This window comes from Nonomuraea thailandensis, assembly GCF_024172165.1.
Lineage (GTDB): Bacteria > Actinomycetota > Actinomycetes > Streptosporangiales > Streptosporangiaceae > Nonomuraea > Nonomuraea thailandensis.
In genome coordinates this window covers 3,656,785-3,671,239 of the sequence record NZ_JAMZEB010000002.1, presented here as the reverse complement: position 1 = coordinate 3,671,239, position 14,455 = coordinate 3,656,785, and the positions used below count along the sequence as shown (strand labels likewise).

At 70.6% G+C, this 14,455-nt stretch carries 15 protein-coding genes and 1 pseudogene; 3 read left to right on the top strand and 13 right to left on the bottom strand.

Annotated elements, in window-relative coordinates; translation table 11 throughout:
- Positions 1-165: 165 nt before the first annotated feature.
- The 3 genes and pseudogenes from HD597_RS20355 to HD597_RS20350 form a co-directional block, all read right to left on the bottom strand.
- The gene (locus HD597_RS20355) at positions 166-414 is read right to left on the bottom strand and encodes an HNH endonuclease (protein WP_253744246.1); all 249 of its coding nucleotides are present in this window, start codon (positions 412-414) and stop codon (positions 166-168) included.
- Between the two features lie 13 nt (positions 415-427).
- Positions 428-796, bottom strand: a complete 369-nt coding sequence (locus HD597_RS66815; RefSeq protein WP_372513381.1) for a group II intron reverse transcriptase/maturase — start codon at positions 794-796, stop codon at positions 428-430.
- 362 nt (positions 797-1,158) lie between these two features.
- Positions 1,159-1,367, bottom strand: a pseudogene (locus tag HD597_RS20350) (Tn3 family transposase); the annotation flags it as partial.
- 934 nt (positions 1,368-2,301) lie between these two features.
- Between HD597_RS20350 and HD597_RS20345 the strand changes: the two are divergent.
- Positions 2,302-2,724 (top strand): hypothetical protein, encoded by a 423-nt coding sequence (locus HD597_RS20345; protein WP_253744245.1) that lies wholly within the window; start codon positions 2,302-2,304, stop codon positions 2,722-2,724.
- On the opposite strand, the gene HD597_RS20340 is transcribed toward HD597_RS20345, so the two are convergent.
- From HD597_RS20340 to HD597_RS20295, 10 genes are all read right to left on the bottom strand, one after another.
- A complete protein-coding gene (locus tag HD597_RS20340) occupies positions 2,700-3,284 on the bottom strand; it encodes a dihydrofolate reductase family protein (protein WP_253744244.1) in 585 nt (194 codons plus the stop codon). The two genes, HD597_RS20345 and HD597_RS20340, sit on opposite strands and share 25 nt — an antisense overlap.
- A gap of 159 nt (positions 3,285-3,443) precedes the next feature.
- Complete coding sequence (locus tag HD597_RS20335; protein WP_253744243.1) at positions 3,444-3,941, bottom strand: SRPBCC family protein; 498 nt, start codon at positions 3,939-3,941, stop codon at positions 3,444-3,446.
- Between the two features lies 1 nt (position 3,942).
- Entirely contained in the window at positions 3,943-5,130 is a 1,188-nt protein-coding gene (locus HD597_RS20330; RefSeq protein WP_253744242.1) for an RNA polymerase sigma factor, read from the bottom strand.
- 6 nt (positions 5,131-5,136) lie between these two features.
- Positions 5,137-5,493, bottom strand: coding sequence for a YciI family protein (locus tag HD597_RS20325; protein ID WP_253744241.1), 357 nt, complete (start codon positions 5,491-5,493; stop codon positions 5,137-5,139).
- A 25-nt stretch (positions 5,494-5,518) separates the two neighbouring features.
- Positions 5,519-5,917, bottom strand: a complete 399-nt coding sequence (locus HD597_RS20320) for a DUF6069 family protein (RefSeq protein WP_253744240.1) — start codon at positions 5,915-5,917, stop codon at positions 5,519-5,521.
- A gap of 51 nt (positions 5,918-5,968) precedes the next feature.
- Positions 5,969-6,298 carry a hypothetical protein gene (locus HD597_RS20315; protein WP_253744239.1) on the bottom strand — a complete coding sequence of 110 codons (330 nt, stop codon included), beginning with the start codon at positions 6,296-6,298 and terminating at the stop codon, positions 5,969-5,971.
- A 400-nt stretch (positions 6,299-6,698) separates the two neighbouring features.
- The gene (locus HD597_RS20310) at positions 6,699-8,420 is read right to left on the bottom strand and encodes a CocE/NonD family hydrolase (RefSeq protein WP_253744238.1); all 1,722 of its coding nucleotides are present in this window, start codon (positions 8,418-8,420) and stop codon (positions 6,699-6,701) included.
- Positions 8,417-9,451, bottom strand: coding sequence for an ABC transporter permease (locus HD597_RS20305; protein ID WP_253744237.1), 1,035 nt, complete (start codon positions 9,449-9,451; stop codon positions 8,417-8,419). The genes HD597_RS20310 and HD597_RS20305 overlap by 4 nt, the downstream gene beginning before the upstream one ends.
- Positions 9,441-10,958: a sugar ABC transporter ATP-binding protein gene (locus tag HD597_RS20300; RefSeq protein WP_253744236.1), complete on the bottom strand. Its 1,518-nt coding sequence runs from the start codon at positions 10,956-10,958 to the stop codon at positions 9,441-9,443. The genes HD597_RS20305 and HD597_RS20300 overlap by 11 nt, the downstream gene beginning before the upstream one ends.
- Positions 10,959-10,968: 10 nt before the next feature.
- Positions 10,969-12,042: a sugar ABC transporter substrate-binding protein gene (locus HD597_RS20295; protein WP_253744235.1), complete on the bottom strand. Its 1,074-nt coding sequence runs from the start codon at positions 12,040-12,042 to the stop codon at positions 10,969-10,971.
- Positions 12,043-12,257: 215 nt separating this feature from the next.
- On the opposite strand from HD597_RS20295, the gene HD597_RS20290 reads away from it, so the two are divergent.
- Complete coding sequence (locus tag HD597_RS20290) at positions 12,258-13,259, top strand: alpha/beta hydrolase (RefSeq protein ID WP_253744234.1); 1,002 nt, start codon at positions 12,258-12,260, stop codon at positions 13,257-13,259.
- 24 nt (positions 13,260-13,283) lie between these two features.
- On the top strand, positions 13,284-14,306 hold the full coding sequence (locus tag HD597_RS20285; protein ID WP_253744233.1) for a helix-turn-helix domain-containing protein: 1,023 nt from the start codon (positions 13,284-13,286) through the stop codon (positions 14,304-14,306).
- Positions 14,307-14,455: the final 149 nt, after the last annotated feature.

Below are 14,455 nucleotides of genomic sequence, written 5' to 3'. Positions count from 1 at the left end.
TGGGTCGGACCGGGGCGCCCTGCCGTGATTACTCCCGGCGGGTTTCCCCGGCCCGCCCGCCGCGTGAAGTCGACCGCTGGCGAGGTGCCCTTGGCCGGGTCCTTTTCCGTCGGTCTCTTCCCGAACAGGGCATGCAAGATTTCCCCGCACCCTGCTCTCCAGTGATCATTTCTGGTAGGGCTTGGCAAGACGTCCGGCGTGGATGTCCTCGTGACAGCGGCGGCAGATGACGAGGGTCTTGCGCCGTCGCATGGCCATGAGGTGTTTCCAGGCGGGCTGGGCCCGCCGTCCGGGCTGATTGAGGTCGGCCAGTTTGCGGATGTGGTGGACCTCCAGGCCCTCCGTGGACTCGCAGAGCTCGCAGCGTCCGGCCAGGAGCCGATGGATCAGCTCGTTGCGCCGGGCGCTGTTCATGACCGGACGCCAGTCAGTGAGGACGGCTGTGCGGACTCGTTTGAGCGGGATCCCGCCGAAGCGGGCGACCAGCGGTTTCCTGTCTCGGTCTCGTGGGACGGTCACCTGGAAGACTCTGCGCGGCCCGGTCGGAGACTCGATCGTCGTCTTGTGCCTTCGAGCCATCGCCGAGACCGTGCTGCGGTTTGCCCGCGAGTGTCTTCAGCATGGACGTCTCCATGACCCATTGCAGATGTCCCAGCCGGAACACGTCCTGGGCGAGAAGGTAGTACTGGACCAGCCCGGCGAACTCTGACCCGTACTTCGCGACGATGGTGAAATCGTCGTCGCGGATGAGGGCACCGCGTTGCGCCGGTTTCCCTTGCTCATGTAGAGCCGACACTTGTGCCTGTTGACGTCCTTGGGCACGAACAGCCCGATCGCCTCGTTGACGGCCCGGAACTCCTATAGCTCCGGCGAGCCGCCTCCAGAGTGCCCCCTGAACCGGCGCGAGTGGGGCCGAAAGTAGCAAAGCGTTACAGTCCGACCGTCGGTTGCGGGACAGCCTGGAACCCGCTGGATGAGGCAACGCCTCCTGGCCCTGCGCAACCTCGTCGGCGACGCCTGTGCCACTCTCGGCGGCGTCGGCGCCTTGAACACTGTGAGGATCCGCCAACGTGCACACGGGAAAGAAAAGATCATCTAGCGCTGACCTGCGAGAAGCGGCCACGAACCCCAGATGACCATCGGCCGCCGGTGGTCCGTTCAGGCCGCGGTGAGGTCGAGCCGGGTTTCCTTGTCCAGCCGGAACCGGCCGTAAGGGTTCACGTGAGCCCAGGACAGCGGGCTGAGCGCGCGCCGGTCTTCCTCCGTGAGTTTGCCAGCCCACTGCTCGCAGAACGGCCTGTAGGAGCTGGGTGTTATGAATACACCAACGAGGATTGCAGCAGGTGCAGGGTAAGCATGGACACCTCGGCGTGCTCACGGTCGGCTCCGGTCAGCACTGCCCCCGGCCACGCCTTGCGCGCTCACCCGCGTGGGCGGGCGCGTACGTGACACCGGGCAGCCCAGGGAACGGCACAGGTGCGGCCAACGGGGCTCATGCAGGGAACTCATTCCCCACACCGCAGATCTTTCACATCAGTAGGCTGATGCCGGAGGGCCTGCCTCCTGCGGCATCCCCGGCCGCCCCGCAACGCGGCTGCAACACGAACGGACCGCGCCACAGGCTCAGACACTTTGCCGGACCACGTCTTCTGCAAAATCACGGTGTCGATGCCCTCCGGCCTCAGCGGCACTGGCCAGGGTCCTTTCTCGATCAACTGGCGATGCTTATCCAAGCCCGGCAACGGGGATATCGTGCGACCTCCATCCGTTTTTCCGCCTGCTGCCACCCCATCTGACACGACAATCTAACAACCAAAGTCCCTCCGAACTGCCACTTCGTCAAACCCCTGTCTCGACGTTGGAAGATCCGCAACGGATGACCTCATCACAAGGCATTCGACCTGCATATTGACACACGATGACCAATCCCAGCAGCGTTCACAGCGCCAACCACCAGCCACCTGGGAATTTGTCAACACCTGTCCTGCGCCTGGTCGCTTCACTGTCACCAGAGAGAGGCAAATATTGTTCGCAATTCTCCTTGAAAGATCTTCAGAGGAATTAGTATTTGCAGGCTGGACTGCGGAGGGACACCTACTGACTAATTGGAGGTGACAAATTCGTGACCAGTCTCAGCGGGCTCGCCGCACCACCTCGTGGAAGCCTACGGTGACCAGGCCTTCCCGGCCGCGAGCCTGCTGATACAGCTCGCGCAGTTGGCCAGGCGTGCCGCTCAGCACGGAACGGGATGCGGGTCCAGCCCGGCATGCAGGCCGCCCGAGGCATCCTTGGCGTCTTCCGGTGGCGGCCCGGGCGGGCCGGGATGTCCTTGAGCAGCTCCACGTACCGGGTCAGGGTCATGCGGGGGGCGATGTAGGCACCGGCCTGGGTCAGCGCCGGCGGCAGGTCACCGAGCTGGGCGCTGCGAGCACCAACGCCAGGGAAACGATCAATCTGCTGGACAACCTGCTTCCCCGCGGGGTCGTCCGCCACAGGGGCAGCGCTCCGGAGAACCCGGCCTTTCCGCGCGGCGCCATCACGATCGACCTCTGGCCGGATCCGCCCGGCCATGTGCGCCTGCCTCGTACCGACGACGAGATCATCGCCCGCGCCGTGGCCCTACAGGCGCGCGCCGGCAGGAAGGTGAAACTGCTGACCGGCAATCTCGGTATGTCGACGCGAGAGGGTGCATGGACGGCTCAGACATGCAGGGTGGGCCGGTAGGTGAGCTCTTGGGTGTGGCCGTCGAGCGTCCGGCTCTCGATCAGCTCGAGGTCGAAGTCCGCCGCACCCTGGAAGATCGGGTCCACTCCGGTCCGGCCGGTGATCACGGGGAAGACGGTCACCTGGACGCGGTCGACCAGACCGGCGGCCATCAGCGCCCGGTTCAGCGACAGGCTGCCGTGCGAGCGCAACGGCACCTCCGATTCCTCCTTGAGGCGGACAACGATGTCAACGGCATCGCCGCTCGCGAGGGTCGCGTTCGGCCAGTCGAGCGGTCCCTGCAGCGTGCTCGACACCACCGTTGCCGGCATGTTCATCATCCGCATGGCCCATGGGTCACCCACCCCGGACTCCTCGGTGCTCGCGGCAAGCAACTGCACGTGCGCCCGATAGGTGTTGGCGCCGAAGACCATCCGCTGCTCCTGGTCGTACAGGGCGAGGCGGCGATCGAGGAATTCGGGGCCTTGCTTGCCCCAGTATCCGCCCCAGTCGCCGCTGCTGTTGTAGGAGCCGAAGCCGTCGAGGGTGGTGAAGACGTCGAAGGTGTAGGTGGCGGTCATGATGTTCTCCTCTGGTACCGGTGGATCAGATGTGAAGAAACAGATGGGGTACGACGTGTCGCCCTGACGGGTTGTCTTGGAACGCGACGTGCGGAGCGACGCTGCGACAGACGCGGGCGACGGGGCCGGCCGGACGACTGGTCGTCGTGGCCGGCGGCATCACCTGCCGGAGACGAGTTCGGCCAGGTGGTGCAGCGAGTTGATGAGATGGTCGGGGCCGAAGGGCGGGAACTGGATGTATTCGCGGCGGAACTGCGGCACCGCCGACCAGTCGTAGGTGAGCGTGACCTCGGTCTCGGACGGGCCGAGCGGTGCGAGGTCGTAGCGCCAGAGCCAGCCGCCGAGCTCCAGCCGGCCGTCGTCCTTCTCCACCCCGGTCAGCCAGCCGATGGCGTGCGGTGCCTGGAACACCTCGACCTTGTTGACCACCCGGTAGTCACCGTCCGGATGGTCGGCGTGGTGCATGTCCATCCGGAAGATCTGCCCTGCCGCGGTCAGCGGCGCCTGGTTGACGGCTTCCTGTACCCAGCCGGTGCCGTCGATCGCCGCATGGCTGGTCGGGTCCGCCAGCACCGCGAACACCCTCGCGGCGGGCACGGCGAAAGTCAGGGTGGCGCTCACGCTCTCGCGTTCCATGGTGTGCGCGTTCGTTGTCATCTCATGCTCCTTGTCGGGCTCGGCGCGTCTGCAGGAAGGTTCGTTCGGTGTCGTTGGTGGCCAGGGTGATGGCCTCGTCGTAGGCGGCGACAGCCTCGGCGGTACGGCCCAGGCGGGCCAGCAGGTCGGCGCGGGTGGCGGGCAGCAGGTGGTAGCCCGGCAGGTCCAGGTCCTCGATGGCGGCCAGAGCCTGCGCCGGTCCGTGTACCTCGGCAACGGCGACCGCGCGGTTGAGTGCCACGATCGGGGTCGGGGACTGGCGCAGCAGCTGGTCGTACAGCGCCAGCACCTGCGCCCAGTCGGTCGCCTGCCCGTCGGTGTGCACGGCGTTGATCGCGGCCTGCAACTGGTACGGTCCCGGCTGGTTACGGCGCAGGCAGCGGCGTACCAGCTCGTGTCCCTCGGCGATCAGCTCGCGGTTCCACAGCGAGCGGTCCTGCTCGGCGAGCACCACCAGCTCGCCCGAAGGTCCCACCCGGGCGGGCCGGCGGGCTTCGGTGAGCAGGAGCAGGGCCAGCAGCCCGATCACCTCCGGCTCATGAGGCATCAGCTCGGCCAGCTCCCTGGCCAGGTGGACGGCCTCCAGGCACAGGTCGGTGCGTAGCAGCCAGCCTGTCGTGGAGGTGTATCCTTCGTTGAAGACCAGGTAGAGGACGGCGAGTACCGGTGCCAGCCGGTCGGGGAGTTCGGCGGCGCCGGGCACCCGGTAGGGGATGCCGGCGTCGCGGATCTTCTTCTTCGCGCGAACGATCCGCTGGAAGACGGTCGCTTCGGGCACCAAGTAGGCCCTGGCGATCTCGGCCACCTCCAGCCCGCCGAGCAGGCGCAGGGTGAGCGCGGTCTGTGCCGGCGGCGACAGCGCCGGGTGGCAGCAGGTGAAGATCATGCGGAGCTGGTCGTCGCGCACCGGTCCCACCTCCTGTGGTTCGTCGACCTGGCGCAGCAGTAGCGCCTGGGCGTGGCGGGCCTCGCGGGTGGATTCCCGGCGCAGCCGGTCGATCGCCCGGTTGCGGGCGGTGGTCACGATCCACGCGCCGGGATTAGGCGGTGGCCGCTCGTCCCACTTCTGGACGGCCACCGCGAACGCGTCCTGCACGAACTCCTCGGCCAGGCCGATGTCACCGAGCAGGCGCGTCAGCGTGGCCACGCATCGGCCGTATTCGGCCCGGTAGATGCCGTCCAGATCCACCGCTGCTCACGTCCACTGCGCGTCTTCGAACGGGCGCACCTCGATCGGGGACCCGCAGGCAAGCGCGCACCTCTCGCCCCAGACCAGCGCCTGGTCCAGGTCGTCGCACTGGATCACCCAGAACCCGCCGAGCTGCTCCTTGGTCTCGGCGAACGGCCCGTCGGTCATCGTGGTCACGCCGTTGCCGGGGCGTACGACGGTGGTGGCGTGCGAGCCCAGCAGGCCGCCGACGAACACCCAGCAACCGGCGGACTGCATGTCGGCGGTCACCTGGCCGGTTCGGGCCTGCTGCTCGCGCAGGTCTTCCTCGGACGGCCACGGCGCGCTCTCGTCGTACTGGACGGCCAGCAGGTACTTCTTCACGGGCGAACTCCTTGCGAAAACCGGGTCAGGCGGACAGGCGGCGGGCGACGGCCGGGATGACGATCGCGGCGGCGACCACATGGGTCACCATCAGCAGCACCTTCGTGGCCACCGACGCGCCCACCAGCGCATCCGGTACCAGGGACAGCGCGGTGAGCGCAAGCGTGGCACGGACGAACACCGTGCGCGGCCGGCGAGCCCAGCGAGCCAACCCTACGGCCAGCACCAGGCCCGCCACGGAGAAGATGACGGTCAGCATGGCGAACCCGGACGCCGGGATCGGCGCGCCGCCGGCAACGAGGCTGATCCCGGCGAACTCACCCGCTGCGGCGACGGCCGCGGTCGCCGCGCCCGCGACGACCGCGGCGGTCAGGCCGCCGATGATCAGCGGCTTGGGTGGAGCGGTGGTGCTGATGACGGACATCGCAGACCTCCGGTGAGTGGTGACCGGCTCCTTGCCGACCTCTCACCCTGGCTACGAACGGGCTCGACGCCACTCGACATCACCGCAGAAAAAATCTGAAGACCTATTCACCCCGGCCGCGAGCGATCCGACGGCATCCGCCAACCACGGCATCACGGGTGTGACCCACTCCGCGAAGGGCCAGGCCGACCATGCAACGCCTGAGAATCGCTTCGACACCTTGAGCACCCGGGCGTACGCCTCGGGCGGGTAGTCGCCGGACCCCAGCGTGCGCCGGTTGCCGTCGGCGGCCCGGCGGATGTCCCAGACGCTGACCCGCAGACAAGGGTCGTGCCCCAGCCAGCCGTCGAAGTCATCGAGACGGTCGGCGACGTGCTGCACATACCGTTCCCGCACGCTCCGCGCGGAGGTGCCGGGGGGTCGGGCGAGACGTCGACGCCGGCGGCGCAGCTTTGCCGGGCGCGGTCCACCAGGAGGTGGCGTGTTCGTCGACGCTCTCGATCAGGAACGCGTACCGCGTGCTCAGCCCGGCGATGTGCTCCTGGGCCCCGAACTGCTCGGCCGCCTGAGCGGAGCGCGCGGCCCACTCGGCGAGCGCAGCGTAGAGCGCGGCGTAGAGCGCGGCGTAGAGCGCGGCGTAGAGCGCGGCGTAGAGCGCGGCGTAGAGCGCGGCGTAGAGCGCGGCGTAGAGCGCGGCGTAGAGCGCGGCCTGCTGCCGGTGCGGCGGCGCCCCGCTGTTCAGCGCGGCCGCCCCCAGCAGCGGCGTCGCAGCGCGACGATCTCAGGCCCCTGGTCCCTCCGGCAGGTCGGGTGCGATCGGAATCACCAGGTGCGTGCCGCCGGCGCCGACGAAGACGGTCTGGTCGGCGACGGCGAAGTCGTCCCCTGTCGCCTCGGCCGGGTCGGCCATCGTCTGCGGGTTGCGATCGAAGCGAGGATAGTTGGACGAGGCGATCTGCAGGCGGAGCCGGTGCCCCGCCGGCACCACGTGGGCGATCGAGCCCAGCGGCAGCCGGTAGGATTCCCGCCGCCCGGGTGTCAGCGCGACGGCGGCGCCGCCGTGCCGGTAGCGCGCTCGCAGGATGCCGTCGACCAGCCCGACCGATCGGCCTGCCGCGTCGACCTCGGTGAGACGGGCCGTCCAGTCGCAGTCCTCGGCCGAGGAGGCCGCCTCCAGGTGCAGGACCACCTCACCCGCGATGGTCAGGCCGGTCTCCAGCGGCGCCGAGGTGAGCACGAGCACGTCGTCGCGTGCCTCGATCGCGGCCTGGTCCTTGGGGCCGGAGTCGCGGGCGACCAGCAGCCCGGGCAGGAACGTCGCCCCGCCGGTGGTCGGCACCGGGTTCGCCGGATCCGACCGGTAGGTGAGCGTCGCCTGCTCTCCGGCGGCTCCCTGGGTCAGGCCGCCGTCCGCGCGCAGCGCCCAGGAGGTCGGCGTGGTGCCGGGCGGCGGCCAGGACGGCAGGTCGTGCCAGGTGTCGGCGCCGGTGAAGAAGATCCGTGCCTTGGGCAGGTCCGGCTCGCGTCCGGCGGCGATCGCGGAGAAGAACTCCAGGTGCATTGCGGTCAGGTCGAGGGCGCCGGAGTCCGCGTCGTATCCGTGCCAGCCGTCGCCTTGCCAGCCGCTGAGGTTGCCGTGCGACCAGGGGCCGACGACGAGGTACTGGCGGCCTCGCGCCTCCTCGGTCGGCGCGTGCTCGGTGAGCCCGCGGTAGTTGCGCAGGGTGCCGTCGAGGAAGAGGTCGTGCCAGCCGCCGATGTGCAGCCCGGCGACGTCCATCCGGCCGTAGGCACGGGAGGGGTCGATGGCCGCCCAGAAGCCGTCGCGGGACGGGTGCGCCAGCCAGTCCCGCAGGTAGGGCGCGAGCGCTTCGAGCTCCTTGCGCCGTGCGGGAACCAGGTCCATGGCGTGCCACGGATCCTCGCGCAGGTCCGCCAGCAGGGCGCTGAGCGTCGCGTCCGGTGCCCGGCGGTCCAGGTCGGGCGGCGCCAGCGACTCGATGATCCACAGCAGGACGAACCCGAGTTGCAGCGCCCCGCCGCGGTACGTCCAGCTCTCGTAGTAGTCGGAGGTGGTCAGCTGGGGTGCGATGGCGCGCAGGCCCTCGGGCGCGGCCGAGGCTGCCAGCAACTGGGTGGCGCCGATGTAGGAGGCGCCGTACATGAACACGTGGCCGTCGCAGAAGTCCTGCTCCAGCAGCCAGGCGACGGTGTCGCTGCCGTCGGCGGCCTCGTGCGTGAACGGGTCGAAGTCGCCTTCGGAGGCGTACCGGCCGCGCGTGTCCTGCACGACGACGGCGAAACCGGCGTCGAGCGCGCGCACGATCTCCAGCCCGACGATGTGCTGTGCCATGAACGAGGACGACTTGTCGTAGGGCATCCGCTCCAGCAGCACGGGGACGGGACCGTCGCGGTCGGGGAGCCAGATGTCGGCACGGAGCCGGACACCGTCGCTCATCGGCACGTCGGCGTTGCGCCGGACGGTGTAGGTGGCGGCGCTCATCGCAGGCCGCCGAGCAGGTTGGCGCGGAGCCGGTCGAAGGCGACCGCGAGGATGAGCAGCGAGCCGGTGGCGACCTGCTGCCAGGAGGAGTCGACGTTCATCAGCGTGAGGCCGTTGCTGAGCACGCCCACGATGAGCAGACCGATGATCGTGCCGAACACTCCGCCGGTGCCGCCCTGGAGGCTGGTGCCGCCGAGGATCACCGCGGTGACAGCGGCCAGCTCCAGCCCGGTGCCCGTGGTGCCGGAGGAGGAGCCGATGAGCGAGGTGTTGAGCAGCCCCGCCAGCGCCATGCACAGCCCCGAGATGACGAAGGCCAGGAACAGGTTGCGCTTGACGCGAATGCCGACCAGCCGCGCGGCGTCGGAGTTGGCGCCGATGGCGTACATCTCCCGCCCGTAGACGGTGAAGCTCATGACCAGCGCGAAGACCACGGCGACGGCGATGAACACCAGCGCCGGTATCGGCACGTTCAGGAAGGGCCGGGCGATGGCCCAGTCGAAGCCGTTCACCGCGATGTTCTGGCCCTCGCCCACGGCGAGGGTGAGCCCGCGGAAGATCGCCAGCGTGCCGAGTGTCGTGATCAGCGCGTTGATGCCGAGCACGTTGACCAGGAAACCGTTGAGCAGGCCGATGGCGATGCCACCGGCGATCGCGACAAGGACGGCCCTGGCCGTGCCGAGATGGGGTTGCAGCTCGACCAGCAGCAGCCCGACGAAGCCGACGCCGCTGCCCACGGACAGGTCGAACTGCCCGGAGACGAGCAGCAGGGTCGCGCCGGCCGCGAGCACGCCGGTGATCGAGATGGCCGTCAGGATGTTCGTCGCGTTGTCCCAGTTGAGGAAGTACGGGGAGTTGGCGGCGAAGAAGACGATCTCCAGGATGAGGAAGACCACGAGCGCGGCGCTGCTGGGAATCCTTGCCAGCGTGGAAACCCGGCCGGCCGGCGGTTCGGGCGCCGGAGGCCCGCCCGCGGCCACCGCCGCGGGCCCGGGCGTCCCGGCGCTGTCGGACACGGCGCTATCGGACACTGAGAGCTCCTCCTGCGGATTCGGTGAGTTGGTCGGTGGTGACGCCGGCGCCGTCGAGCATGGCCACGACGCGGCCGCGTACCATGACGGCTGCCTGATCGGCGACCGCGACGATGTCCTCGTAGTCGGAGGACGCGACGACGATGGCGGTGCCGTCCTCGGCGAGGCGGCGGATCGCCTGGTAGATCTCCTGCCGGGCGCCGACGTCGACGCCGCGGGTGGGCTCCGCCAGCACCAGCACGCGGGAGCCGCACTCCAGCCAGCGGGCGAGCAGGACCTTCTGCTGGTTGCCGCCCGACAGGGTGCCGATGCTCTGGTCGGGGTCGTCGCGTGAGCGGACGGAGAGCGCGTCGTGCCAGCGCCGGTAGGCCCCGGCCTCCCGCGCCCGCGTCATCAGGCCACCGCGCCCGGCCAGCCGCCGCCAGCTCGGGGCGGTCAGGTTCTCCGCCACCGACCGGTCGGACAGCACGGCCTGCCCCTGCCGGTCAGGGGGCAGGAATCCGATGCCGGCGCGGATCGCGTCCGCCGGGGTGCGCAGGTGGATGGCCCTGCCGTCGAGGCGCAGCTCGCCGCCGGCGAGCCCGCGCATGCCGAACAGCGTCTCGGCCACCTCGGAGACGCCGGAGCCGACCTTGCCGTACAGGCCGACCACGGTGCCGGGCGCGGCCGACAGCGACACGCCGGCGAAGTTGTCCCCGGACGCCTCGTGCAGGGTCAGCACCGCCTCGGCGCGCTGAGCCGGCCCGTCCGCCGGCCCGCCGGCCGGCTCGACGAACCGGCGGGCGGCGACCGCCCTGCCCACCATGGCTTCCACCAGATCGGCCGTCGTGACCTCGGCGACCGGCCGGTCGAGCGAGATGCGGCCGTCGCGCAGCACGCAGGCACGGTCGGCGATGCGGAAGACCTCGTCGAGCCGGTGCGTGATGTAGACGATCGCCACGCCGGTCTCGCGCAGGTCGGCGATCAGCTCGAACAGCCGCCCGGCCTCGGCGTCGGACAGCGCCGCCGTCGGCTCGTCGAACAGCAGGCACCGGCTCTCCCCCGCCAGGGCGCGGGCGATCTCGACGATCTGCCGTTCGCCCAGCCGCAGCCGGCTGACCGGGCGGTCCAGCGGGATCTCGGCACGCAGCCTGGCCAGCGACCCGGCGGCGCGACGGCGCATCTCCTTCCGGCTCACCACGCCCAGGCGCCGGGGCCAGGCGCCGAGCACGACGTTCTCGGCCACGGTCAGGGGGCCGGCGTCGGCGATCTCCTGCGAGATCAGCCGGATGCCCGCGGCGCGGGCGTCGGCGACGGAGCCGAACCGGGCGGGCCGGCCGCCGACGCGGATCTCGCCGCCGTCGGCGTCGTGGTCACCGGCCAGGATCTTGACGAACGTGCTCTTGCCGGCGCCGTTCTCACCGAGCAGGGCCACCACCGAGCCGGCCTCGGCGGTGAAGTCGATGCCGTGCAGCACCTTGACGGGGCCGAAGGACTTGGTGATGCCAAGTGCGTTCAGGAAGGGCATCGGGGCGCTCCTAGCAGGCGTACGCGGGGTAGTACTGCTTGACCGTCTCCTTGGTGACGAACTCGTGGGGCACCAGGAGCTCGGCCGGCAGCTTCTCGCCCTTCATCGCCTTGATCAGGTTCGGCACGAGGATCTGGCCGTACTTCTCCGGGAAGTAGGCGACGCTGCCGAGCCAGTGCGGGGCGGTGTAGATGACGCAGTTCTTCGGGTTGAGGTTCTGCACGCCCAGGTACAGGTCGTCCATGCGGTTCTGGACGCGGGCGGCGGCCAGCGCGCCGATGATGACGTCCTCGTTGATGCCCACGACGATCACGTGCTCGGCGCCCGGCAGGGCGGTCAGCGTGTCGGTCATCAGCCGCTGCGCCGGCTCGCTCAGGCCGCCCGGCCCGGTGTCGAGCGTGCGCAGATTCGTGATGGCGCCGCAGACGCTCTCGAAGCCCTTGCGGATGCCGCCCATCCGCAGCTCGTTGACCTGGCCCACGGCCTTGGACTCCAGCGAGACGAACGCGTCGTACTTGCAGTCGTTCTGCTTGGCGAAGTGCAGGCCGACGTTGTAGCCGACGAGCTGCCCGGCGTACTCGTTGGCGGCGCCCACGAAGGTCGTCTGGCACGGCTTCTGCTCGATGTCCACGGCCATGACCGGCACCGACGGGCCGGCCTCGCAGATGCGCGGAGCGGCGTTGGCGTCGGCCTGGAAGGTGATCAGGCCCTTGACACCCTGGGTCTTGAACTGCTTGGCGCAGTCCAGGGCCACGGCCGCGTCGGCCTTGGAGTCGCAGGTGATCAGCTTGACGCCGGCCTTCTCCGCCTGCTCCTCGACGCTGCGCTGGACATCCTGGGGGAATCCGACCGAGAGGTTGAGCTGGGTGAAGCCGATGGTCAGGCCCTCCCCGCTGCCGGGGGCCGCGTCCTCGAACTTCGCGACGCCCGTCGGCGCGGCCGGCGGCGGCGCGCTGGTGCGTGCTCCTCCGCCGCCGGCCGTGGTCGTGCTCGACCCCTCGCCGCCGCACGCGGCCAGCGTGGCCGCGAGCACGAGGGACGCCGCGGCAGCAGCGGCCGCCCGCGTCCGACTCCGAACGAACATGGATCCTCCAGTGGGTGGTGATGCGCCGGTCGCCGCCCAGAAGGCGCGGAGCCGGGTATCGTGATCAGCCTGGGGCTGACCAGGGCCGGCAGGGCTCCGACACGTTTGGGAAACCATCACGCAACACGGCGGCCACCTCTACCCGACGCCCGTCGGCTATTGCCCGACACGCGTCTGGTGGCTGGCCGGCGGCTCGGCCCGGGACAATGAGCACCATGACAGACACGGGGAGCGTTCCCGCGCGGGTGACCGGCCCGCCCCCGCCCTTCGATGCCGAGCTCGCCGCCGGGCTCGCCGTCGTGCAGGGCGGCGCGCCGGTGACGCTGACCCCTGACCTGATCGGCGCCCTGCGTACGGGTCACGTCGCCGCCCACGAGGTGGACGACGACGGCCTGCGCCGGGGCGGCGCCTACACCTTCGCCGACCACGTCGTGCCCGGCCCGCCCGGCGCCCCGGAGGTGACCGTGCTGGTCTGCACGCCGGCGACCGTGGACGCGCCCGCCCCGGTGATCTACCACATCCACGACGGCGGCATGGTCGCCGGCACCCGCCGGTCCGGGATGACGCCGATGCTGGACCTCGCCGAGCCGCACGGCGCGATCGTGGTCTCCGTGGAGTACCGCCTGGCGCCCGAGCATCCCTACCCCGCCCAGCTGGAGGACTGCTACGCCGGGTTGAGCTGGATCGCCGGGGACGCCGATGCGCTCGGCGCCGACACCGAGCGCATCGTGATCGTGGGCGTCAGCGCCGGTGGCGGCCTGGCGGCGGCGGTCGCGCTGCTGGCCCGCGACCGCGGGGGCCCCGCTCTGTACGGCCAGCTGCTCGGCTACCCGATGCTGGACGACCGCAACGACAGCTACTCCACCGTCCAGATGCGCGGGTTCGGCGTCTGGGACCAGACCTCGAACGAGACCGGATGGCGGGCCGTGCTGGGCGCGGCCTACGGCGCCGCGGACGTCTCGCCGTACGCGGCGCCGGCCCGGGCCACCGACCTGTCCGGGCTGCCGCCCGCCTACATCGACGTGGGCTCGGCCGAGATCTTCCGCGACGAGGCCGTGGCGTACGCCGACCGGATCTGGCAGGCCGGCGGCGACGCCGAGCTGCACGTGTGGCCGGGCGGTTTCCACGCCTTCGACGCCTGGATGCCGCAGGCCGCCCTCTCCCAATCCTTGACCCGTGCCCGGCAGGACTGGCTGCGCCGCCTGCTGGCGACCTGAGCCGGCGCGAACCACTATGAAGACATGAGAGAGCTGGTCGGCCGCCTGGAGGCGCTGGACCCGGACGCCGGGGCCGCGCTGCGCGTCATCACGTACTTCGACCAGCTCATCGAGCGCCGTGCCGGGCTGGAGAACGTGGTCAGGGGCGCCGCCGTCCTGTCCGGGCATCCAGCCGTCCTCGTCGACACCGACCGCAACCTCAGGATCCGGGTGACACCCGACGGCGCCCGCACCGAGCAGGCCCGGCCCGCGCCCCCGGCCGAGTGGTGCCGGCTGACCGTCGACTCCCACATCACCGTCTACCTGGAGCATCCGGGGCCGGCCGGGCCGGTCGAGGCGATGGTGCTCGAACGCGCCGCGATGGCGGCCCGCACGATCCTGGACCGCACACGCAGCCGCGCCCGGCTGCGCCCGCACCACGACACCGAGCTGGTGGAGGTGCTGCTGGACGCCTCAGCGCCGGTCGAGGACCGCTATCACGCCGCGAAGTCGCTGGGCCTGAGCCGGTCGGCACCCGCACGCGTGATCGCCGGATTCGACGGCTCGCTGCACGTCACCGCCGCCATGGCGGAAGCGCTGCCGGACGACCTGCGTGCCGGCGTCGGTCCCGCCGTACCCCTGCTCGAACTGCCGCGGACGGTCGACGCCGCGCGGGCGGCGGCGCGCTTCACCGCCGACGGCACACCCACCGATCCGGGCCCGCAGGTCGTCCGCGCCGAGGATCTCGGCGGCCTGATCATGCTGACGGCCGCGGTGGACGCCGGGCTCGGGGCGGGCCCCGACATCGCCGCCGTGGAGCGGACGGCGGCGGCGGCCCCGTGGATGCTGACGACGCTGGACACGCTGGCCGGCGGCGCCAGCCTGCGCACCGCCGCCGCGTCGTTGCGGGTGCACCACTCCACCCTGCACGAGCGGATGGCCCAGGCCGAACGGCTGCTCGGCTGGTCCCTGCGCGAGCAGCCCGGCCGGATACGGCTCACCGTCGCCCTCATGCTGCGCAGACTCCACCGCAACAGGGCAGCGGACTCCGTGCCGAGCGGCACCTAGGCATCCTGCTCGCGGCGGTCGGCTGCACCGTCCGGTGCGACCTGCACGGTGCGCAGCGGCCGTGACGGCCGTCGAGTCGCGCGACGGGATCCCCCACGGTGTCGCCGTCGAGGAGCAGGGTCCACAGCCGCTCGCCGCGACACTGCTTC